Annotated in this window: 15 protein-coding genes; 7 read left to right on the top strand and 8 right to left on the bottom strand. The window is 51.7% G+C overall.

Features of this window, described 5'->3' with window-relative positions; all coding sequences use genetic code 11:
• Positions 1-1,383, bottom strand: a complete 1,383-nt coding sequence (locus JS578_04530; protein ID QRX64516.1) for a tyrosine phenol-lyase — start codon at positions 1,381-1,383, stop codon at positions 1-3.
• 162 nt (positions 1,384-1,545) lie between these two features.
• On the opposite strand from JS578_04530, the gene JS578_04525 reads away from it, so the two are divergent.
• From JS578_04525 to recG, 3 genes are all read left to right on the top strand, one after another.
• Positions 1,546-1,974, top strand: a complete 429-nt coding sequence (locus JS578_04525) for a hypothetical protein (GenBank protein ID QRX64515.1) — start codon at positions 1,546-1,548, stop codon at positions 1,972-1,974.
• Positions 1,975-2,054: 80 nt separating this feature from the next.
• Positions 2,055-3,326 carry a serine hydroxymethyltransferase gene (locus JS578_04520; protein QRX64514.1) on the top strand — a complete coding sequence of 424 codons (1,272 nt, stop codon included), beginning with the start codon at positions 2,055-2,057 and terminating at the stop codon, positions 3,324-3,326.
• Between the two features lie 127 nt (positions 3,327-3,453).
• Entirely contained in the window at positions 3,454-5,547 is a 2,094-nt protein-coding gene (gene recG / locus JS578_04515) for an ATP-dependent DNA helicase RecG (GenBank protein QRX64513.1), read from the top strand.
• Positions 5,548-5,584: 37 nt separating this feature from the next.
• On the opposite strand, the gene JS578_04510 is transcribed toward recG, so the two are convergent.
• On the bottom strand, positions 5,585-7,252 hold the full coding sequence (locus JS578_04510; protein ID QRX64512.1) for a Gfo/Idh/MocA family oxidoreductase: 1,668 nt from the start codon (positions 7,250-7,252) through the stop codon (positions 5,585-5,587).
• Positions 7,249-7,755: a DoxX family membrane protein gene (locus tag JS578_04505; protein QRX64511.1), complete on the bottom strand. Its 507-nt coding sequence runs from the start codon at positions 7,753-7,755 to the stop codon at positions 7,249-7,251. The genes JS578_04510 and JS578_04505 overlap by 4 nt, the downstream gene beginning before the upstream one ends.
• Positions 7,756-8,222: 467 nt before the next feature.
• Between JS578_04505 and JS578_04500 the strand changes: the two genes are divergently transcribed.
• Positions 8,223-9,011 carry a DUF108 domain-containing protein gene (locus tag JS578_04500; protein QRX64510.1) on the top strand — a complete coding sequence of 263 codons (789 nt, stop codon included), beginning with the start codon at positions 8,223-8,225 and terminating at the stop codon, positions 9,009-9,011.
• Here the strand turns inward: JS578_04500 and JS578_04495 are convergent.
• The 5 genes from JS578_04495 to JS578_04475 all read right to left on the bottom strand — a co-directional run bounded on the left by JS578_04495 (position 8,998) and on the right by JS578_04475 (position 14,126).
• Positions 8,998-9,894: a dihydrofolate reductase gene (locus JS578_04495; GenBank protein QRX64509.1), complete on the bottom strand. Its 897-nt coding sequence runs from the start codon at positions 9,892-9,894 to the stop codon at positions 8,998-9,000. The two genes, JS578_04500 and JS578_04495, sit on opposite strands and share 14 nt — an antisense overlap.
• Positions 9,895-9,977: 83 nt before the next feature.
• Entirely contained in the window at positions 9,978-12,023 is a 2,046-nt protein-coding gene (locus tag JS578_04490) for a TonB-dependent receptor (protein QRX64508.1), read from the bottom strand.
• Positions 12,024-12,064: 41 nt separating this feature from the next.
• Positions 12,065-12,598 (bottom strand): RsmD family RNA methyltransferase, encoded by a 534-nt coding sequence (locus tag JS578_04485; GenBank protein QRX64507.1) that lies wholly within the window; start codon positions 12,596-12,598, stop codon positions 12,065-12,067.
• Positions 12,589-13,407 (bottom strand): DUF3822 family protein, encoded by an 819-nt coding sequence (locus tag JS578_04480; GenBank protein ID QRX64506.1) that lies wholly within the window; start codon positions 13,405-13,407, stop codon positions 12,589-12,591. Before JS578_04480 ends, JS578_04485 begins: the two co-directional genes overlap by 10 nt.
• 26 nt (positions 13,408-13,433) lie before the next feature.
• Positions 13,434-14,126 carry a hypothetical protein gene (locus JS578_04475; GenBank protein ID QRX64505.1) on the bottom strand — a complete coding sequence of 231 codons (693 nt, stop codon included), beginning with the start codon at positions 14,124-14,126 and terminating at the stop codon, positions 13,434-13,436.
• A 128-nt stretch (positions 14,127-14,254) separates the two neighbouring features.
• Between JS578_04475 and JS578_04470 the strand changes: the two genes are divergently transcribed.
• The 3 genes from JS578_04470 to rsmI all read left to right on the top strand — a co-directional run bounded on the left by JS578_04470 (position 14,255) and on the right by rsmI (position 17,183).
• A complete protein-coding gene (locus JS578_04470; protein ID QRX64504.1) occupies positions 14,255-15,682 on the top strand; it encodes an AAA family ATPase in 1,428 nt (475 codons plus the stop codon).
• Between the two features lie 84 nt (positions 15,683-15,766).
• Positions 15,767-16,498 carry a hypothetical protein gene (locus JS578_04465; protein QRX64503.1) on the top strand — a complete coding sequence of 244 codons (732 nt, stop codon included), beginning with the start codon at positions 15,767-15,769 and terminating at the stop codon, positions 16,496-16,498.
• A gap of 16 nt (positions 16,499-16,514) precedes the next feature.
• Positions 16,515-17,183, top strand: coding sequence for a 16S rRNA (cytidine(1402)-2'-O)-methyltransferase (gene rsmI, locus JS578_04460; GenBank protein ID QRX64917.1), 669 nt, complete (start codon positions 16,515-16,517; stop codon positions 17,181-17,183).
• The last annotated feature ends 19 nt before the right edge of the window (positions 17,184-17,202 follow it).

Here is a 17,202-nt window from a genome sequence, read left to right as displayed (position 1 = left end):
TCACTCTATCTCCTCGAAGCGTGCGGTGAAGAAACGGAGCTGCTTGGGTTCATAGACAAACCGCAGCCCTTTAATCTGCTCCCGACGCCCGTAGAGAGAAATAACCGCATCGGCTACGAGGTCCATGTGACGATATGTGTAAACCCTTCGTGGGATGGTGAGCCGCACCGTCTCCAACTTCGGGTGATGGTGATCACCGGTAATCTTGTTCCTGCCCGCTGAGACGATGCCCCGCTCCATGCTCCTGACACCCGATTCAAGGTATAGATTTGCCGCGAGGCTCTGTGCCGGGAACTGATCCTGTGTGAGATGGGGACAGAAACGACGTGCGTCAAGGAAAACGGCATGGCCGCCGATTGGCTCTACCACGGGTATCCCTGCCTCCAGAAGGCGGTCGCCCAGGTAGCCCACCTGCTTCACCCGGTGCTCGATATATTCAAACTGCATCGACTCCCGCAAGCCGATTGCCATCGCCTCCATGTCTCTGCCGGCCATCCCGCCATAGGAGGGCATCCCCTCGTAGACCACCACCAGCTCCTTCGCCTGGGAGAAAAGCTCCTCGTCGTTAAGGCAGAGGAACCCGCCGATGTTGACCAGGCAATCCTTCTTGCCGCTCATGGTACAGCCGTCGCCATAGCTGAACATCTCACGTACGATATCGGCAATGGGCTTGTGGGCATACCCCTCCTCCTGTTCACGGATGAAATAGGCATTCTCCACGCAGCGGGTGGCATCGAAGAAAACCTTAATGCCATGTCGTGCGGTCAGCTCCCGCACCTCCCTGATGTTGCGCATGCTTACCGGCTGTCCACCGGCCAGGTTGACCGTCACCGCCAGACATACGTAGGCGATGTTCTCCGCTCCTTTCTTGTCAATCAGCTGCTGTAGTTTTTTCAGGTCGATGTTTCCCTTAAAGGGCAGAGAGAGCGTGGCATCGTGAGCCTCATCACAGATCACGTCGGCGAAGATGCCCCCGTTTCGCTCCTGGTGATAGCGGGTGGTGGTGAAGTACATGTTACCCGGCACATATTGTCCCGGCCGGATGGCAATCTGGGAGAGCAGGTTCTCCGCTCCTCTTCCCTGATGGGTTGGAACCAGATGGCTGAAACCGAACAGTTCCCGTACGGTCTCTTCCAGGTGAATAAAGTTGCGGCTCCCGGCATAAGCTTCATCACCCATCATCATGCCGGCCCATTGGCGGTCGCTCATGGCATTTGTACCACTGTCGGTGAGCAGGTCGATATAGACATCATCGCTTGGAATTAGGAAGGTGTTGTAACCTGCTGTTTTGATCACTTTTACCCGCTCTTCACGGGAGATCATTCTGACAGGTTCTACCGATTTGATACGAAAAGGCTCAGCCGGATAGTTGTTTTGGTTCATAGTATTGACGTATTTATGGTTTTCTCTTTACAAATGTAGTAAATGTTTGGAATATCAGCTGGCTGTTGCCCATTTTTTTCGCATTCCTCAATTGACAATAGTACGGTAGTTTTTTGCTATCTTTGTAACCCCGTTAGAAACAACAAGAAAAAAAGATTTACAATGGTTATAGCAGTAGATTTCGACGGCACCATCGTCGAGCATGCCTATCCTGAGATAGGGAGACCGATCCCGTTTGCAATAGATACACTTCTGCAGTTACAGAAGGACAACCACAAGCTGATTCTCTGGACCGTCCGTGAGGGTGAGCTGCTGCAGGATGCCATCGATTATTGTGCGGAGCGAGGCCTTTATTTTTATGCGGCGAATGCCAATTACCCCGGTGAGGAGCGTGAAAATGCCTCCCGTAAGCTGGGTGCCGATCTCTTTATTGACGACCGTAATCTGGGAGGACTGCCCGATTGGGGGGTGATTTACAATGCGGTGAACGCTACCCGAAACGGCGGCAACGCTTTGCAATTGATGGTGGGAGCGTCGGCTATGCCCGAACCGAAAAAGCGGCGCGGATTGTTTGGTATGAACCGTCGCTGATAAAAAAATGTAATTCCTGCCGCGTCAAAATAAAAATGTTATTTACCTTTGCGCCATCTTTACTTACAAATTATAACAGCATGCAACAAGACAGGCAACTCTTTGACATCATAGAAAGAGAAAAAGAGAGACAATTGAAAGGGATCGAGCTGATTGCTTCGGAGAACTTTGTGAGCGAACAGGTGATGCAGGCCATGGGGTCGGTACTCACCAACAAATATGCGGAGGGGTATCCCGGGAGACGCTATTATGGCGGTTGTGAGGTGGTGGACCTGAGCGAACAGCTTGCCATCGACCGGTTGAAAGAACTGTTTGGTGCCGAGTGGGCAAACGTGCAGCCACATTCCGGTGCACAGGCCAATGCAGCTGTCTTCCTGGCCTGCATGAAAGCGGGTGATAAGTTCCTTGGACTTAATCTTTCACACGGAGGACATCTTTCCCACGGTTCACCTGTCAATTTCTCCGGACTGATGTTCCACCCCCTTGCTTACAATGTGCGGGAAGAGGATCAGCGGGTCGACTACGATGAGCTGGAAGAACTGGCACGCAGTGAACGGCCAAAGATGATCATCGCAGGTGCTTCGGCTTACACACGTGAGTGGGATTACGCCCGCATCCGCAAGGTGGCAGACGAGATTGGTGCCATCTTCATGGTGGACATGGCACACCCGGCGGGACTGATTGCCGCGGGGTTGCTGGAGAACCCGCTGAAACATGCCCACATCGTTACCTCCACCACACACAAGACACTGCGTGGACCGCGCGGCGGTGTGATACTGCTAGGGAAGGACTTTGAGAACCCATGGGGTGTCACCACTCCCAAGGGAGAGGTGAAGATGATGTCGGCACTGCTCGACTCAGCTGTCTTCCCCGGCATGCAGGGAGGTCCGTTGGAGCATGTGATCGCCGCCAAGGCGGTCTCTTTCCACGAGGCATTGCAGCCCGAATACAAAACTTACCAGACCCAGGTGAAGAAGAACGCGGCAGTGATGTCGCAGGCGTTCATCGACAAAGGGTATAACGTGGTGTCGGGAGGTACCGACAACCATTGCATCCTGGTGGACCTGCGCAGCAAGTTCCCCGACCTGACCGGCAAGGTGGCGGAGAAGTTGCTGGTGGAGGCGGATATCACCACCAACAAGAACATGGTGCCGTTCGACAGCCGCTCACCCTTCCAGACCTCGGGACTGAGGTTCGGGACACCGGCTATCACCACCCGTGGCGGTAAGGAAGCGTTGATGCAGGAGATCGTGGAGATGATCGACATGGTACTGGCAGATGAATCCAAGATCGCTGTCGTGCGCGACAGGGTGAACAGCACCATGCTGCAATACCCGCTCTTTGCCTGGTAGAGAAGCTGCAATACGCTCACCACTCTTGGTGAGTGATCAGTGAAATCGAAACGATGGGGAATGGTTGAACTGTTCCCCATTTTTTTATACATTTGCATCCAACCGGCATTTAGCCGGGCAACCCCTGATGAATATTCTGCAAACAGACATCAAATTTGTCCCGGGCGTGGGCCCCAAAAGAGCGGAGATCCTCAACAAGGAGATCGATGCTTTTACCCTGGGAGACCTCTTGCGCTGGTATCCCTATCGTTACATCGACCGTACGCGGATCTACTATGTGCATGAGATCGACAGTGCACAGGCTTACATACAGTTGAAAGGGAAGATCACCGCCTTCGAGTCCTTCGGTGAGGGACGCCGCCGGCGGCTGGTGGCCCATTTCACTGATGGCACCGGTTTCGTGGACCTGGTCTGGTTTCAGGGGATACGTTTTGTGGAGAGCAAGTACAAGCTTAACCAGGAGTATATCGTCTTCGGGAAGCCTGCGCTCTTCAACGGGAAGTGGAACATCGCACACCCTGACATCGATCCCTTTATGAACGAGTCGGATCGTCCTGAGGGGTTGATGGCGATGTACAACACCACTGAGAAGATGAAGAACCATTTTCTCAACTCCCGCACCATGCAGAAGATCATCACCGCTGCCTTCTCTCTCATTAACGAGCGATTGCCAGAGTCGCTCTCTCCCGATGTGGTAAAAGCGGCAGGGTTGATGCCCTTCCACGATGCGCTGGAGAACATACATTTCCCGAAAACACCCGCACTGCTGCGTGATGCCGAGTATCGGTTGAAGTTCGAGGAGCTGTTCTATATCCAGCTCAGCATCGTACGGTACGCCTCAGAGCGAAAGGAGAAGTTGAAAGGGTTCATCTTCGGGATGGTGGGTGACTACCTCAATACCTTTTTCAGGGAGCACCTCCCCTTTGAGCTTACCAATGCTCAGAAAAGAGTGATCAAAGAGATCAGACGTGATACCGCTACCGGCAGGCAGATGAACCGCCTCCTGCAGGGGGATGTGGGTAGCGGCAAGACTTTGGTGGCACTCATGTGTATGTTGATAGCCCGCGACAATGGCTTTCAGTCGGCACTGATGGCTCCCACCGAGATCCTGGCATCGCAACATTACGAGACATTTACACAGATGCTGAAGGGGATGAAGGTGCGTGTGGCTTTACTCACCGGTTCCACGCGGAAAAAGGAGCGAGAGTCGCTGCACAGTGCTCTCCTTACCGGTGAGATTGACATCCTGATTGGCACCCATGCACTCATAGAGGATGTGGTGCAGTTCCACAACCTGGGGTTCGTGGTGATCGATGAACAGCATCGCTTCGGCGTGGTGCAGCGAGCCAAACTTTGGGAAAAGAACCTACAGCCGCCCCACGTGCTGGTGATGACTGCCACCCCCATCCCGCGAACACTCGCCATGACCGTCTACGGCGACCTGGATGTGTCGGTGATCGATGAGCTGCCTCCCGGTCGCAAGCCGGTGCAGACACTTCATCGCTACGACAAGAAACGGGGTGCGCTCTACCAGTTCATTCGTGAGCAGATAGTACAGGGGCGGCAGGTTTACATCGTCTATCCGTTGATTGAGGAGAGCGAGAAGCTTGATCTGAAGAACCTTGAGGAGGGGTACCTGCATGTGCGGGAGGCATTTCCGGAGTTCAGTGTCTGCAAGATGCATGGCCGGATGAAGGCGGTGGAGAAGGAGGAGGTGATGCGTCGTTTTGTGCAGAATGAAGCACAAATCATGGTCTCCACCACTGTCATTGAGGTGGGGGTGAATGTCCCCAACGCCAGCGTGATGGTGATAGAAAGCGCCCAGCGTTTCGGCCTCTCGCAGCTGCACCAGCTGCGGGGTAGGGTGGGGCGAGGTGCCGACCAGTCCTACTGTGTACTGATCACGCCCTACGAGCTTTCGGCCGACACCCGCAAGCGGATGGAGATCATGACCGAGAGCAATGACGGCTTTGTGATTGCTGAGGCGGACCTGAAGCTGCGCGGTCCGGGCGACCTGGAGGGTACGCAGCAGAGCGGTGTTCCTTTCAACCTCCACATTGCCGATCTGGTGCGCGACAATGCCATTCTCTACAGAGCCCGCGAGATCGCTGAGCAACTCATCGATGAGGATCCACATCTGGAGCAACCCCATCACAGGGTGCTGAAGCAGCAGTTGAGCCGCCTTGCCGGCAATCGGTACGACTGGGGAAGAATCAGTTAATCTGTAGATTGTTCACATCACCGCATCCTTCAATCAACTACCCCCTGGTGATCTCCTCTTTTTCCGCATCCCAGTACATAGTGCGCCCCTCCAGGTAGGCACGGGTGCCCATATGAGCCGTGATCGCCTCCTCGAACCCCCGGTCAATGTTGCAGGAGGGCTGTTTTCCGCTGCGGATGCACTCCAGCCACTCCCGCAGGTGGAGATAGGTGGTGTTGTACCGTTTTCCGTCCACATAAGAGTAGAGCAGCCCCCTCTCAGCGAAATAGAGCTCGGTGGCTGAGGTGACAGCATCGATGCTCTTGCCCGGCACGTAATGGTAGAACGGTTCCCCCGGTTTGATGGTACCGTTGTCAATTTTTTCCCGGTATTGTTCTGATCGTGGGTCGATGGTGACCGTGAGCGTGTTGCCCACCTCCATGGTGGCATCGTGGCCCATGATCTTGCGGCTTCTGTTGAACTGGCTGGCCAGCGTGGCGGAGTAGAGCATGGTGAGCCCCTTGTCGGCGAACTCAAAGGAGGTCTGCAGGACGTCGGGTACTGTACGTCCGTCACGGAAGAAATAGACCCCTCCCGACGAACTGGCAGAGCTGGGGATGCCAAGATCCATGATCTGGTTCATGGCGTCATACTCATGTGTGAGCAGGTCGCCGCTCAGGCCGGTGCTGTAATCCCACCAGCAACGCCAGCGGAAGAAACGTTCCAGGCTGAACTTGTCGCGAGGGTCGGGTCCTACATATTGCGCCAGTCCGGCCGAGGTCATGTAATCCATGTACTCCTTCACCCTGTCCGGATCGCCTTCAAACTGCTGCCAGTCGATGGTCTGCGGATTTGCATCAGGGTGGATGGGATAGACCCATGCCCCGTTGGGGTCGTTGCGGTTGGTGCCGGTCTCGATCAATGATACTGTGCCCAGTAATCCTTTGGTTACGATCTCACGGGCTCTTGTGTAGGCTTCCACCTGCCGGTTCTGGTGGCCCAGCTGGAAGATGATACCGCTCTCCTTCACTGCACTCCGCAGTGCATAGGTCTCCGGGACGGTCCAGGTCATCGGTTTCTCCAGGTAGACATGCTTGCCGGCGCGGGCGGCATCGAGAGCCATCTGTCCGTGCCAGTGGTCGGGAGAGGCAATCACCACGGCATCCACATCTTCTGCAGCGAGCAGATCACGGTAGTTGACGTATCTTTTTGGTGTTGAACCATATTGACTCTTGAGACCCTCACGGTTGATGTTTGCTCCGGCAGCGACGGCTTCCCCGGCATGTACATCGAATATGTCACAGACAGCAGTAATCACGATCTTCAAATCCTCCTGCTCCCTGAAATCCCGGTAACGGTTGTCGGCGCTGTTCTGCTTGTTTGCCTGTATCAGATCTTCCACATATTGAGGTGTGGCGAACCCGAGGGCAATCATCAGTTGCTTGCCCCGGATACCCGAACCGATGATGCCAAGACGGATGGTTTTTCCGTCGGGAGAGAGTGGCGTGAGGGGTGAGATTTCGGAGTTGAAGTGGAACATGTCGGCAGAGGTGATGTTGCGCATCTCCTGTTTTCTTTTCCGATAGACACCATAAGCCATCGCACCCAGTACAGGCACTGTTGCCAGTGCCTTGAGGGCATCTCTTCTGCCGTGTGAAACCGGTTTCTTATTCAGGTTCCCCTGATCGTTGTTCTTTTCGTGAGGGGTAATATCTTTTTCGCTCATCTCGATTTGCTTTTAAAAATGATTCTATCAACACCAATTCTCATCGATGTTGGGAAAAAATATAGCACAGCCACAGCGCCCAGCATTACCAGGTTCTTGTCCACCCACAGGTAGGAACCTTCGGTTGGTAACAAGTACTCCACATGCAGCAATGGTGGGTGCGACAGGTAAAAGAGCACTAAAAAGATTGCGCTCCCCAGGTAGCCAATCTTCTCGAAAAGACCAATGATCAGCAACAGGCCAATCAATGTCAATCCCCAGATATTGATGAAATCGGCTATCGCCATCAGATCGGGATTTTCCGCGATCATCCTGAAGAGCGGAGCAAAGAGACCCTGTGAGTCCATCAGGTAGCCATAGGCGGTCCACTTGGGGGTAAAGATCTTGGCCACCCCCTCATAGAGGAAATACCAACCAATCAATGTGCGTAAGCTTACCAGCGCAATGAGTTGTCCTTTCGCATAGTTGGTCACGCTCTTATTGTTTATTTCATTTTTGTTCATTGTTGAAACGATCTGTTTTTTGAAAACTGTTACAAGAAAAAATCAATCAGGTGTGTTAAAAAAAACGGCATTGCTACTTCTGCAACGCGCGGATGAATAGCGTGCATCAGCATCAAGCCAGAAATAGAAACGGCCCTGTACCAAAATGCAAAAATAATCCGATTTTATCAGAAATCAGCGTTTTTTTTAGAAAGATGACCTTGTATTCTCCTGATTTTTATTTGCAGTTTGCCTCGTTGTATTTCAGGACGAGACAAGCACTTCACGGGGGATTCGGTGTCTCTATCCTTATTCTATCCTTATAGCACCCTTATATCCACTCCAAGAATTATCGGAGTGGATATAAAGATGCAATTAGGTTAGAATAAAAGAATAGCTTACAAAAACATGTCACGTCCTGAAATAGATTTGGGGGTTATACCCAAATAAGTTTGAAGATAATTATTTAATCTCTCTATCTTTGCACCATGAAAAAACTTGTGATTGTGGGATGCGGCTATCTGGCCGAGGTAGTTGCCAAAGCGTTGCTAGACGGATTGTTGCCGGAGTATCAACTCATTGGTGTTTATTCAAGAACAGCAGCCAAGGCGGAGTGTCTGGCAGCACGAATGGATGCAGCGGGCAGAGCGTGCGAAGCATGCCACACGATGGAGGAGCTGCTCGCTTTGAAGCCTGATTACCTGGTGGAAGCAGCCTCCCCGGCAGCCATGAAGGAGTTGGCGCTGCCTACGCTGGAGAATGGTACTTCAATCATCACCTTATCGATCGGCGCATTTGCCGACACAGACTTTTATGAAAAAGTGAGGGAAATGGCCACAGCAAATGGTCAGCGGGTCTATATCGCTTCCGGGGCCACCGGAGGCTTCGATGTGCTCCGTACGGCATCATTGATGGGAAACGCCAGTGCTCGGTTCTTTAATGGCAAGGGTGTTGCTGCCCTGCGGCGATCGCCCCACTACACACCCGACATGGAGCAACAGGAGAAAGTGATCTTCTCCGGCACGGCCAGGGAGGCCATCAACACCTTTCCCACGGGGCTTAACGTGGCAGTGGCTGCCTCGCTGGCCACGGTAGGACCGGAGCAACTGCAGGTGACGATGAAGTCGACACCCGCCTTCACCGGCGACAGGCAGCGGGTTGAGATTGAGAATGAACAGGTGCATGCCGTGGTGGATGTCTTCAGCGCTACCTCTGAGATCGCTGCCTGGTCGGTAGTGGCCACCCTGCAGAATATTGTTTCTTCTATTGTGTTTTGAAGCCGCTGTAATCGGTCAGGTTTTGCAACACCTTCTCACTGAGCCGGTCGAACGCCTGACGGGTGCGTCCGGTGGAACCCTCCATGCAGCGCACGTGAGGGTGGTTGAGCAGATGATCACTGCCCAGTGCCCCCACGGAGTCGCAGAAGCAGAGGTTGTCGCCTTCCAGCCACTCTTCGAAGGGTGCTTCATCCCATGCGGGTGAGAGTCCCGTGTTGAAGAGTATCTTCCTGTTTCCTAATTTCTTGAATTGTGCCGCATGCAGCAATACCGTGTTCCTGTTCAGGCAGCAACAGACTACTTCGCTCTCACTGAGCAATTGATCCAATGGCAGGTAGCGGTATCCCTTTGCCCGGGCTTCTTTCTTCTCGCTGCGGGCAAAATAGCTGATCTCAGCCCCGAAAAAGCGGAGTGCATCGGCGATCATGCCGCCCGACTTGCCGAGTCCCACGATGCCGGCCTTCAGCCCGGTGATCTCGCGAGGCATACCGTCCCAGGGTTCCTGGTCGAACCCGTGGAGACAGCGCACCAGTTCACTGATCACATACTCCACCACCCCCTCATCACCATAATCGCGAATACCGGTCACGGTGATGCCGCGGCTGTTGGCATAATGGATGTCCACATTGGCGCTCTCAGGGTTATAGAGGGAGCAGCACATGCCGATGTATTTCAGGTTGTCGCATTTCTCCAGCACCTGCTTTTCGAGCCGTGAGGTATAACTGATCAACACCGCATCGGCATCACCGATGCGGTTGAGGATCTCTTGGTCGTTCTCCGGGATGTCGTCATATAGAACTACTTCCCGGGCAAAGCTGCTCAGTTTTTCCACTGCTGAGGGGATAAGACCTGTTGGCTCAATGGCCACTATTTTCTGGAACATATTGTCTGAATTGGTTCGGTTTTCTTGATGTGATCAAATATAACACATAATCTCCGGGTTCGCAAATATCGGCCGGGAGCCTCTCAATTTATTCGCAGGGTGACACCCCCCGAAAGCCAGAAGCCGGGTTGGGGGATGTTGCCTATATCGACATGGGAAGTGTTGAAAAGGTTGTTGGCATGCATGAAAAGATCGATGCTCCCAGTCTGGTATAGCGCTTTCAGGTCGATGATTGAAAATGGCACGTATTCCACCAGCTCACCCGGTTGCCCATCGATATATTGTATATAGCTGCCAGCCCGTTCCTGCCAACGAAAATGCCAGGAGAGGGTTAGGTTGCCTGTCAGCCGGTGATGCAGCCCGGCAGTGAATTTGTGACGGAGGTGATTCAGCGTGTAGTTGGAAATCAGATTGTCAGCTATCCGCTCCTGTTGGAGATAGAGGTAACCTGCCTTGAAAGCAGTAAATGGTTGATTCGCTCCCAGCCACTCCCGCAGATCGAATTGCAGGTTCGCTTCAAAACCCTTTTTGTGGATACGGGTGTGGTTCGTTGACTCCCACAGTGCCTCGGGTGATGATTTAACCCAGTCGATCATGTTGCTCCCTTTCATGTAGAACGCTGTAAGGTTGGCATTCACCAGCGGGTGGGTGTAACGGAGTCCCGCTTCCATTGCCTCCGACTCTTCAGCTTTCAGGTTGCTGTTGCCGATATGCGTTCTGGTGGTATAATAGAGATCGGTAAAGGTGGGCATGCGACTGGCTCTGTTCCAGGAAGCATAGAGGGTAAGCTGGTTGGTGGCCCGCAGCGAGCCGTTGAGTGCGGGATAGAAATTAAATTGATCGGCTACTGCTGTATGGTGGTGCAGCAAGCCGCCCATGGAGAAGGTGAAACGCCGGAAGATGAAATTGTGTTCCAGGAAATAGCTGATGCTGCTGCGGTTGTCTGCTTTGCTGAATTTCCCGATGGTCTCTTCCATCGGTTTGCCCAGTACACTGCTCAGGATGCCCTCGTTACGGAACTCACCGCCGATGCTGGTAATCCCCCACAGCGATGCATATTGCATCTGGAGGTTCATTCCGAAGAGATCACTGCGGTGGTAGTTGTGGTCTTTGTACCAGTCGGGGCGATCGGGAGTGCCGTCACGTATCAGCTGAAACTCGTCGTAGTGGCGACTCCAGAAAATATGGGGTGTCATTTTCACTTTTCCGGTTGTTTCTCCTTTGAGAGAGAGGAAAAGAGCCCTTGTATCATCGAACTGGTTGGGGTAGGCAGCACTGTAGAAGGTATTTGCACCATAGGCTTTGTCGTTCAAACCTGCCTGAAAATGGAGGTGCGCGTCATTCAGTTCAAAACGACTCTGTAACAATAGGTTGGAAATTTGATAGTCGCTGTTGGGGATATAGCCATCGCTCTGTTTGTAGCCGGCAGAAAGGGTGTGCAATTGACTGTTTTTCCTGTAGGCAGCTCTTGCCTCTGCGCCAAAGAGGCTGTGCATACCCCCTTCCAGCTTCGCAAAAGCGTTGCTGGCATTGTCTTTTTTTGTGATGATGTTGATTCCCCCGGAGAAAGCACCGGCACCATAGATCAGGGAGGAGGGACCCTGCACGATCTCAATGCGTTCGATGTCGGAGAGGTTGATGGGGAGGTCGAAGCTGTAATGACCTGTCTGGGGGTTGGTGAGATTCACACCGTTAAGGAGGATGGCTGTCTGATCGGATGATCCGCCGCGAAGAGAGATGTCCGCCTGTACGCCGTGCGGTCCGCGTTGCAGGATATCAGTTCCTGCTGCAAATTGTAAAAGATCTTCAATACTGCGGACGGGGGCCCGTTCAATGTCACCTGAAGAGATTACGGTGACCTGTCTGGCTGTCAGGTTGAGGGGCAGTGCAGCCTTGGAGGCGGTGACCACCACTTCCTCCAGTTCGGTGGGGGCAATGGTATCGGCCGGCATCTCCAGTCGGGTCACTTCAGTCGGGTTTGCCAGCGCTGCATGCGCACTTGTCAGTGTGCTGCCTGTCAACACGCCGATGGTGACCACCTTGTGCAGGCTGTTGAAGACACAAAAGGACTTACGTGTAAATCGCCGGAAGCGAAACGACTTCGCACTGTTAGTTGTTTGTCTGTTCATTGATGCGGTAGTTTTTAAAAATTACCGGTCAAAGATACAAACTAAAAGGCAAAAATGGAAAAATGGACGTTGCCGTAACGGCGACACTCACTGAAGTGGGGGAGGTGAGAGAAATCAAACTTGCCGGAATGCTCCATGATGAAGAATCCCCCCTCTTTCACCAGCTCTTTGTGAATAATGGTCTCGGGGATGGTCTCCAGTTTGGGCAGGTCGTATGGCGGATCGGCAAAGATCAGGTCGAACTGCTGTGAGGCATGTTGCAGATATCTGAACACATCAGACTTCAGCGGAAACAACTCATTTGCACCCAACAGCTCCTGAGTTTTACAAATGAAATTGTAGTGCAACTGGTTCATTTCCAAGCTCACCACATAGGATGCCCCTCGGGAGATCAGTTCGAAAGCGATGCTGCCCGTACCGGAGAAGAGATCCAATGCGGTGAGATCTTCCCACGCCAGGTAGTTGTTGAGCACGTTGAAGAGGCCCTCTTTCGCAAAATCGGTGGTGGGACGTGCTTTCAGGTTTGGGGGGACCTGAATGCGACGTGACTTGTATTTGCCGCTGATTATTCGCATAGGGTAACCAATAAATCGGTGGGTAAACGAAGCAGCAATTCCTGATCTGCAACGACGGGAGGGTTGACCTCCAACTGCTCTACATTGCGGATCAATTTGTTCAATATCTCCACTGTAGGCTTCTGCGATGCGAAGTCACCCGACAGGAAAAGGATGTCGGCCGACTGATTGAGATTCAGTTTCTCCCAGACGCTGGCAATAAAAAAAGTGGTGTCATGGCTGTTGATTGCCGGGTAGCTGTTGGCAGAGAGCAATGTCTCCCCTGAATAAGCGATGATGGTCATACTCCGGTCATGAAAATCAACAAAGCAACACTTTTTCTCCAGGGTAGCTGCCCGCATTTTGAAGTGCTGCATCAAAGGTCTGCTGTGGTGTACGAAGTGGGGATTCCACAGGTTACGAGAAAGAAATGAGTGGAGTTCTTCATCCATCCCATAGAGTATATGGCAGGATCCTTCCCGGAAATTGTCTGTCAGTACAGACTCATTCTCCTCCGGGTAGATGTTGAACATGAATAGCTCTTCAACCTTTTTCCTGTCGTAGAAAGCTTCCGGCACCATGGTGTAGCGGGGAGTGACCAGCGTAACCGATGTCCTCTTAAAAGGCTGACTGAAGAATCCCAGATCGAAGATCACCTTCTTGATGTGATCGTGGGGAGAAAGTCTGTTCCCCAGCGGTGTTCCCTGATGGTGAAACACCGAAGGATCATTGCTGCTATGGATTACAAAAGAAAATCCATCCGGCGCGAGCCGAATGGATAAATTATATTCTTCCGAATGAGCCAGATCAATATTTTCCGGTAGAAACATAACGATTGTTGGCCGTGGAATAACGATTATTCCCAGTTGCCAGCGTTGTTGTTGGCTACTTCAAGTGATCCCACCTGCATGCCGGGATACTTATTGCCCGGACGGTCTAATACTTCCTGAATTTTCTGGTCAAGCAGTTTCCTGTCGAGATCACCCAGGTAGGTGCGGTAGTGCGTTTTTGCTTCAAATACCTGAATAGGATATCCCGAAGCAGTGATCAGTGAATCCACACCCATCTCAAATTCAGCCCCATTGCTGAAGGGTACGTAACGCAGTGAGTCAATACTAAACCTGGTACGGTTGGGGTAGAGTACCTCCACTGCAGGTGAGAAGATGGAGTCTCTAACCAGTTGCGGTGCATTTTTTGCATCATCCCACAGTCCGGCTGCTTTGATGGCTGCTTCATTACCGGTACGGATTATCTGCATGGCCTTTTCTTCTGTCATCCCCTCTTCCAGCTGCGCTTCGGTAAGGTCTCCCTCTTTTATCAAGGTGGCAATCCTGCCATCCTTCACGAACTGAGTCAATGTGTCGAAGCTGGCAGTATAGGAGCCGGTCTGACCACGCAGCGCAACCTGGGCGGTGCGGATATCAACCAGACGCTGGATAACGGCATTGTCACGCCTTTCAACCTCTGCATTGAAATCTTCCGTTCCCTTGATGCTTTGCCAGGAGATGTAAGCTAAAAGAACAATGGCTAATGCTAGAAGCACTCTCATTACAACTTTCATGGATTTTTCTTTTTTAATATTTATACTGTTTTTGGTTTGATTTCCTGATTTTAGAGTACAAATTTAGAAAAAGAAAAAGAATTGTGCTACTTTTACGGGAAAAATAACCAAAAAAAATGATCAATCGTTTCTTTCTTGAGAAAATCAGCGACAATTTCCCATTTTCTTTTACTGATGACCAAATGGCGGCCTTGGAGCATATTTCCGATTTTCTTTTTTCAGGAATGAACGATCAGGTTTTTTTGCTTACAGGTTATGCCGGAACGGGTAAATCATCGCTGATCGGCAGCCTGGTGAAGACATTGGCAGCCTTTGGTCAGAAGACCCTCTTACTGGCACCTACAGGTCGTGCTGCCAAGGTTTTCTCTACTTATGCCTCTCACCCGGCATATACCATTCACAAAAAGATTTACCGGCAGGAGAAATTTGGAGAGGGAACAGCTCATTTTTCGCTGAGTGAGAACCTACATACCCATACTCTTTTCATTGTCGATGAAGCTTCGATGATTTACAACGAATCGGCAGATCACTCTCTGTTTGGTACTGGACGACTCCTTGATGACCTGATTGAATATGTTTATGGGGCCGAGGGGTGCCGGATGTTGCTGATTGGCGATAATGCGCAGCTGCCACCTGTGAAGCAGGCCAATAGCCCGGCACTTGACAGGGAGGTACTCCGTTCCTATTCCCTCCAGGTGATGGGTGCCACCCTTACAGAGATCGTACGGCAGGCAGAAAGTTCGGGAATTCTCTACAATGCTACCATGTTGCGCAATGCTCTGTTGCTGAATGAGACAGATCAGTACCCGCGTCTTAGAGTTGAAGGTTTTGCCGATGTGCAACGTATCACAGGTGTTGAGCTGATTGATGAGATTGGCGATGCCTACCGGCGCGACGGAGTTGAGGAGACAGTCGTGATATCTCGTTCCAACAAAAGGGTGAACGCCTACAACAACGGCATCCGCAACAGGGTGCTCTTCCGCGAGGAGGAGCTGTCGGCCGGTGATATCCTGATGATTACCAAAAACAACTATTTCTGGGCGGCTGGCTATGAGCATCTCGACTTCCTGGCCAATGGTGAATTTGTAGAAGTGATGAGGGTGAGAGGCGAAGAGGAGATGTATGGCTTTCGGTTTTGCAATGTGCTGCTCTTTCATCGTGACTTTGAGATTGAGTTTGAATCCAAGGTTCTGCTTGATGTGTTGCACACCGAGGTCCCCGGCCTCACAAGAGAACAACATGATCTTCTCTTCACGGGAGTGTTGGAAGACTACGCCGAGATCACCCAGAAGCGGAAGAAATACCGAAAGGTGAAGGAGAATCCCTATTTCAATGCACTGCAGGTGAAATACGGATATGCGATCACCTGTCACAAAGCACAGGGGGGAGAATGGAAGAATGTGTTCCTCGATCTGGGATATATTCAACAGTCCTACATGGGTGACAACTTCTATCGCTGGCTCTATACCTCTGTGACCCGTAGCTCCCAAAAGCTCTATCTGGTGAATTTGCCCGACGATTTTGTGGAGCTTCCCAAAATATAACTACATTTGCATTGAACAAGTGGCAGCTAAGATGCGGTGATGTGCATAACAGCCGTGAACGCACCAAAGGAAATAGATTTTAGCATGACGGATAAGAAAAAAGATTATATGGATCAGCTGCTCCATGCTGTGCGGCAATTGAGTGAGAAGGTTGAAGTTTCCGAAAAGGAAGACACACTCTCCTTTTCATTTTTCAACGAATCGTTCAATCAGTTGGAGCAGATAACCCGCTTGTTGCATCGGCTTCAGTCATTGCAGATTGATGAGATGAAGCAACAGATGCAAAAACTGTTGGTACTTCTTTCTGAAAGGGCAGAGCCGGAGAGTGAGGAGCACCCCGTAACAGAGGAGACTGTTTCCGTTGTTGAGGAGATTTCTGCAGATGAGACAAATCCCTTGATGGAAGAGTCCACCCAAATTGAGGAGATTGATGAGGTGAGGTCGTCTGAGAGAGTGCAACTTCCGGGTTACAGGAATCCCCGTTTGAACGAACCTCTTGAGACCGAAGATTCAAGATTCAAACAGCAGCAGGCAACCAGCGATGAGTCGCCAGGGATTCCCTCCCTGAACGATGTGATTAAAACACCCCCCTCAGTGCTGGACCTGAAACGGGGAATAAGCCTGAATGACCGTTTCCAGTTTCAGCGGGAGTTGTTTCACAACAATCGTGAGGAGATGAACGGGGTCATGATACGTCTCAACGCTTTCGAGACTTATGAAAAGGCGGAAGAGTACCTGAAAGCAACGATGGAATGGGATTTCGATGCACCGGTGGTGCTAGATTTCCTGAGGGTCATCAAAAAAGGATTTGCTTAATTCAGTCTATTACAAGATGGGCAAACTCTACCTCATACCCACACCTGTTGGTAACCTGGAAGACATCACCTTCAGGGCTGTCAATCTGCTCAAGACATGTGACCTGATCCTGGCAGAGGACACACGTACCAGCAGTTTCTTGTTGAAGCATTATGGGATTGAAACGCGGATGCAATCACACCACAAGTTCAACGAGCATCGAACAGTGTCAAACCTTGTGGAGCGACTACAGGGCGGGGAACAGATTGCACTGATCTCGGATGCCGGCACACCCTCAATCTCCGATCCAGGCTTTCTGTTGGTCAGGGCATGCGTAGAGGCTGGTGTAGAGGTTGAATGTCTGCCGGGGGCAACTGCTTTTGTGCCGGCACTTGTAGAGTCCGGCTTGCCGAGCGACCGTTTCTGTTTTGAAGGGTTCCTTCCCCCCAAAAAAGGACGTCAGACCCGATTGAAGCAGCTGGCCGATGAGACGCGTACCATGATCTTCTATGAGTCGCCCTACAGGGTGGTGAAGACACTGGGCCAGTTGGCCGAGCATCTGGGAGCAGAGCGGCAGGCATCGGTCTCGAGAGAGATCTCTAAGCTTTACGCCGAAACGGTGAGAGGTAGCCTGGAAAGCCTATTCAGCCATTTCACAGCGAATGAGCCGAGAGGTGAGTTCGTGATCGTGGTTGCAGGTAAGTAGAGGATGTGAACAAACAATT

This window comes from Dysgonomonadaceae bacterium zrk40 (genome assembly GCA_016916535.1).
Lineage (GTDB): Bacteria > Bacteroidota > Bacteroidia > Bacteroidales > Dysgonomonadaceae > Proteiniphilum.
Note: the sequence above shows the minus strand (reverse complement) of the source record. Positions and strands in the feature narration are given on the sequence as shown.

What these genes read in the sequence shown, in the direction of transcription:
- JS578_04530 (QRX64516.1), bottom strand. Translation starts at nt 1,383, where the DNA reads ATGAACCAAAACAACTATCCGGCTGAGCCTTTTCGTATCAAATCGGTA.
- JS578_04525 (QRX64515.1), top strand. Translation starts at nt 1,546, where the DNA reads ATGGTTATAGCAGTAGATTTCGACGGCACCATCGTCGAGCATGCCTAT.
- JS578_04520 (QRX64514.1), top strand. Translation starts at nt 2,055, where the DNA reads ATGCAACAAGACAGGCAACTCTTTGACATCATAGAAAGAGAAAAAGAG.
- recG (QRX64513.1), top strand. Translation starts at nt 3,454, where the DNA reads ATGAATATTCTGCAAACAGACATCAAATTTGTCCCGGGCGTGGGCCCC.
- JS578_04510 (QRX64512.1), bottom strand. Translation starts at nt 7,252, where the DNA reads ATGAGCGAAAAAGATATTACCCCTCACGAAAAGAACAACGATCAGGGG.
- JS578_04505 (QRX64511.1), bottom strand. Translation starts at nt 7,755, where the DNA reads ATGAACAAAAATGAAATAAACAATAAGAGCGTGACCAACTATGCGAAA.
- JS578_04500 (QRX64510.1), top strand. Translation starts at nt 8,223, where the DNA reads ATGAAAAAACTTGTGATTGTGGGATGCGGCTATCTGGCCGAGGTAGTT.
- JS578_04495 (QRX64509.1), bottom strand. Translation starts at nt 9,894, where the DNA reads ATGTTCCAGAAAATAGTGGCCATTGAGCCAACAGGTCTTATCCCCTCA.
- JS578_04490 (QRX64508.1), bottom strand. Translation starts at nt 12,023, where the DNA reads ATGAACAGACAAACAACTAACAGTGCGAAGTCGTTTCGCTTCCGGCGA.
- JS578_04485 (QRX64507.1), bottom strand. Translation starts at nt 12,598, where the DNA reads ATGCGAATAATCAGCGGCAAATACAAGTCACGTCGCATTCAGGTCCCC.
- JS578_04480 (QRX64506.1), bottom strand. Translation starts at nt 13,407, where the DNA reads ATGTTTCTACCGGAAAATATTGATCTGGCTCATTCGGAAGAATATAAT.
- JS578_04475 (QRX64505.1), bottom strand. Translation starts at nt 14,126, where the DNA reads ATGAGAGTGCTTCTAGCATTAGCCATTGTTCTTTTAGCTTACATCTCC.
- JS578_04470 (QRX64504.1), top strand. Translation starts at nt 14,255, where the DNA reads ATGATCAATCGTTTCTTTCTTGAGAAAATCAGCGACAATTTCCCATTT.
- JS578_04465 (QRX64503.1), top strand. Translation starts at nt 15,767, where the DNA reads ATGACGGATAAGAAAAAAGATTATATGGATCAGCTGCTCCATGCTGTG.
- rsmI (QRX64917.1), top strand. Translation starts at nt 16,515, where the DNA reads ATGGGCAAACTCTACCTCATACCCACACCTGTTGGTAACCTGGAAGAC.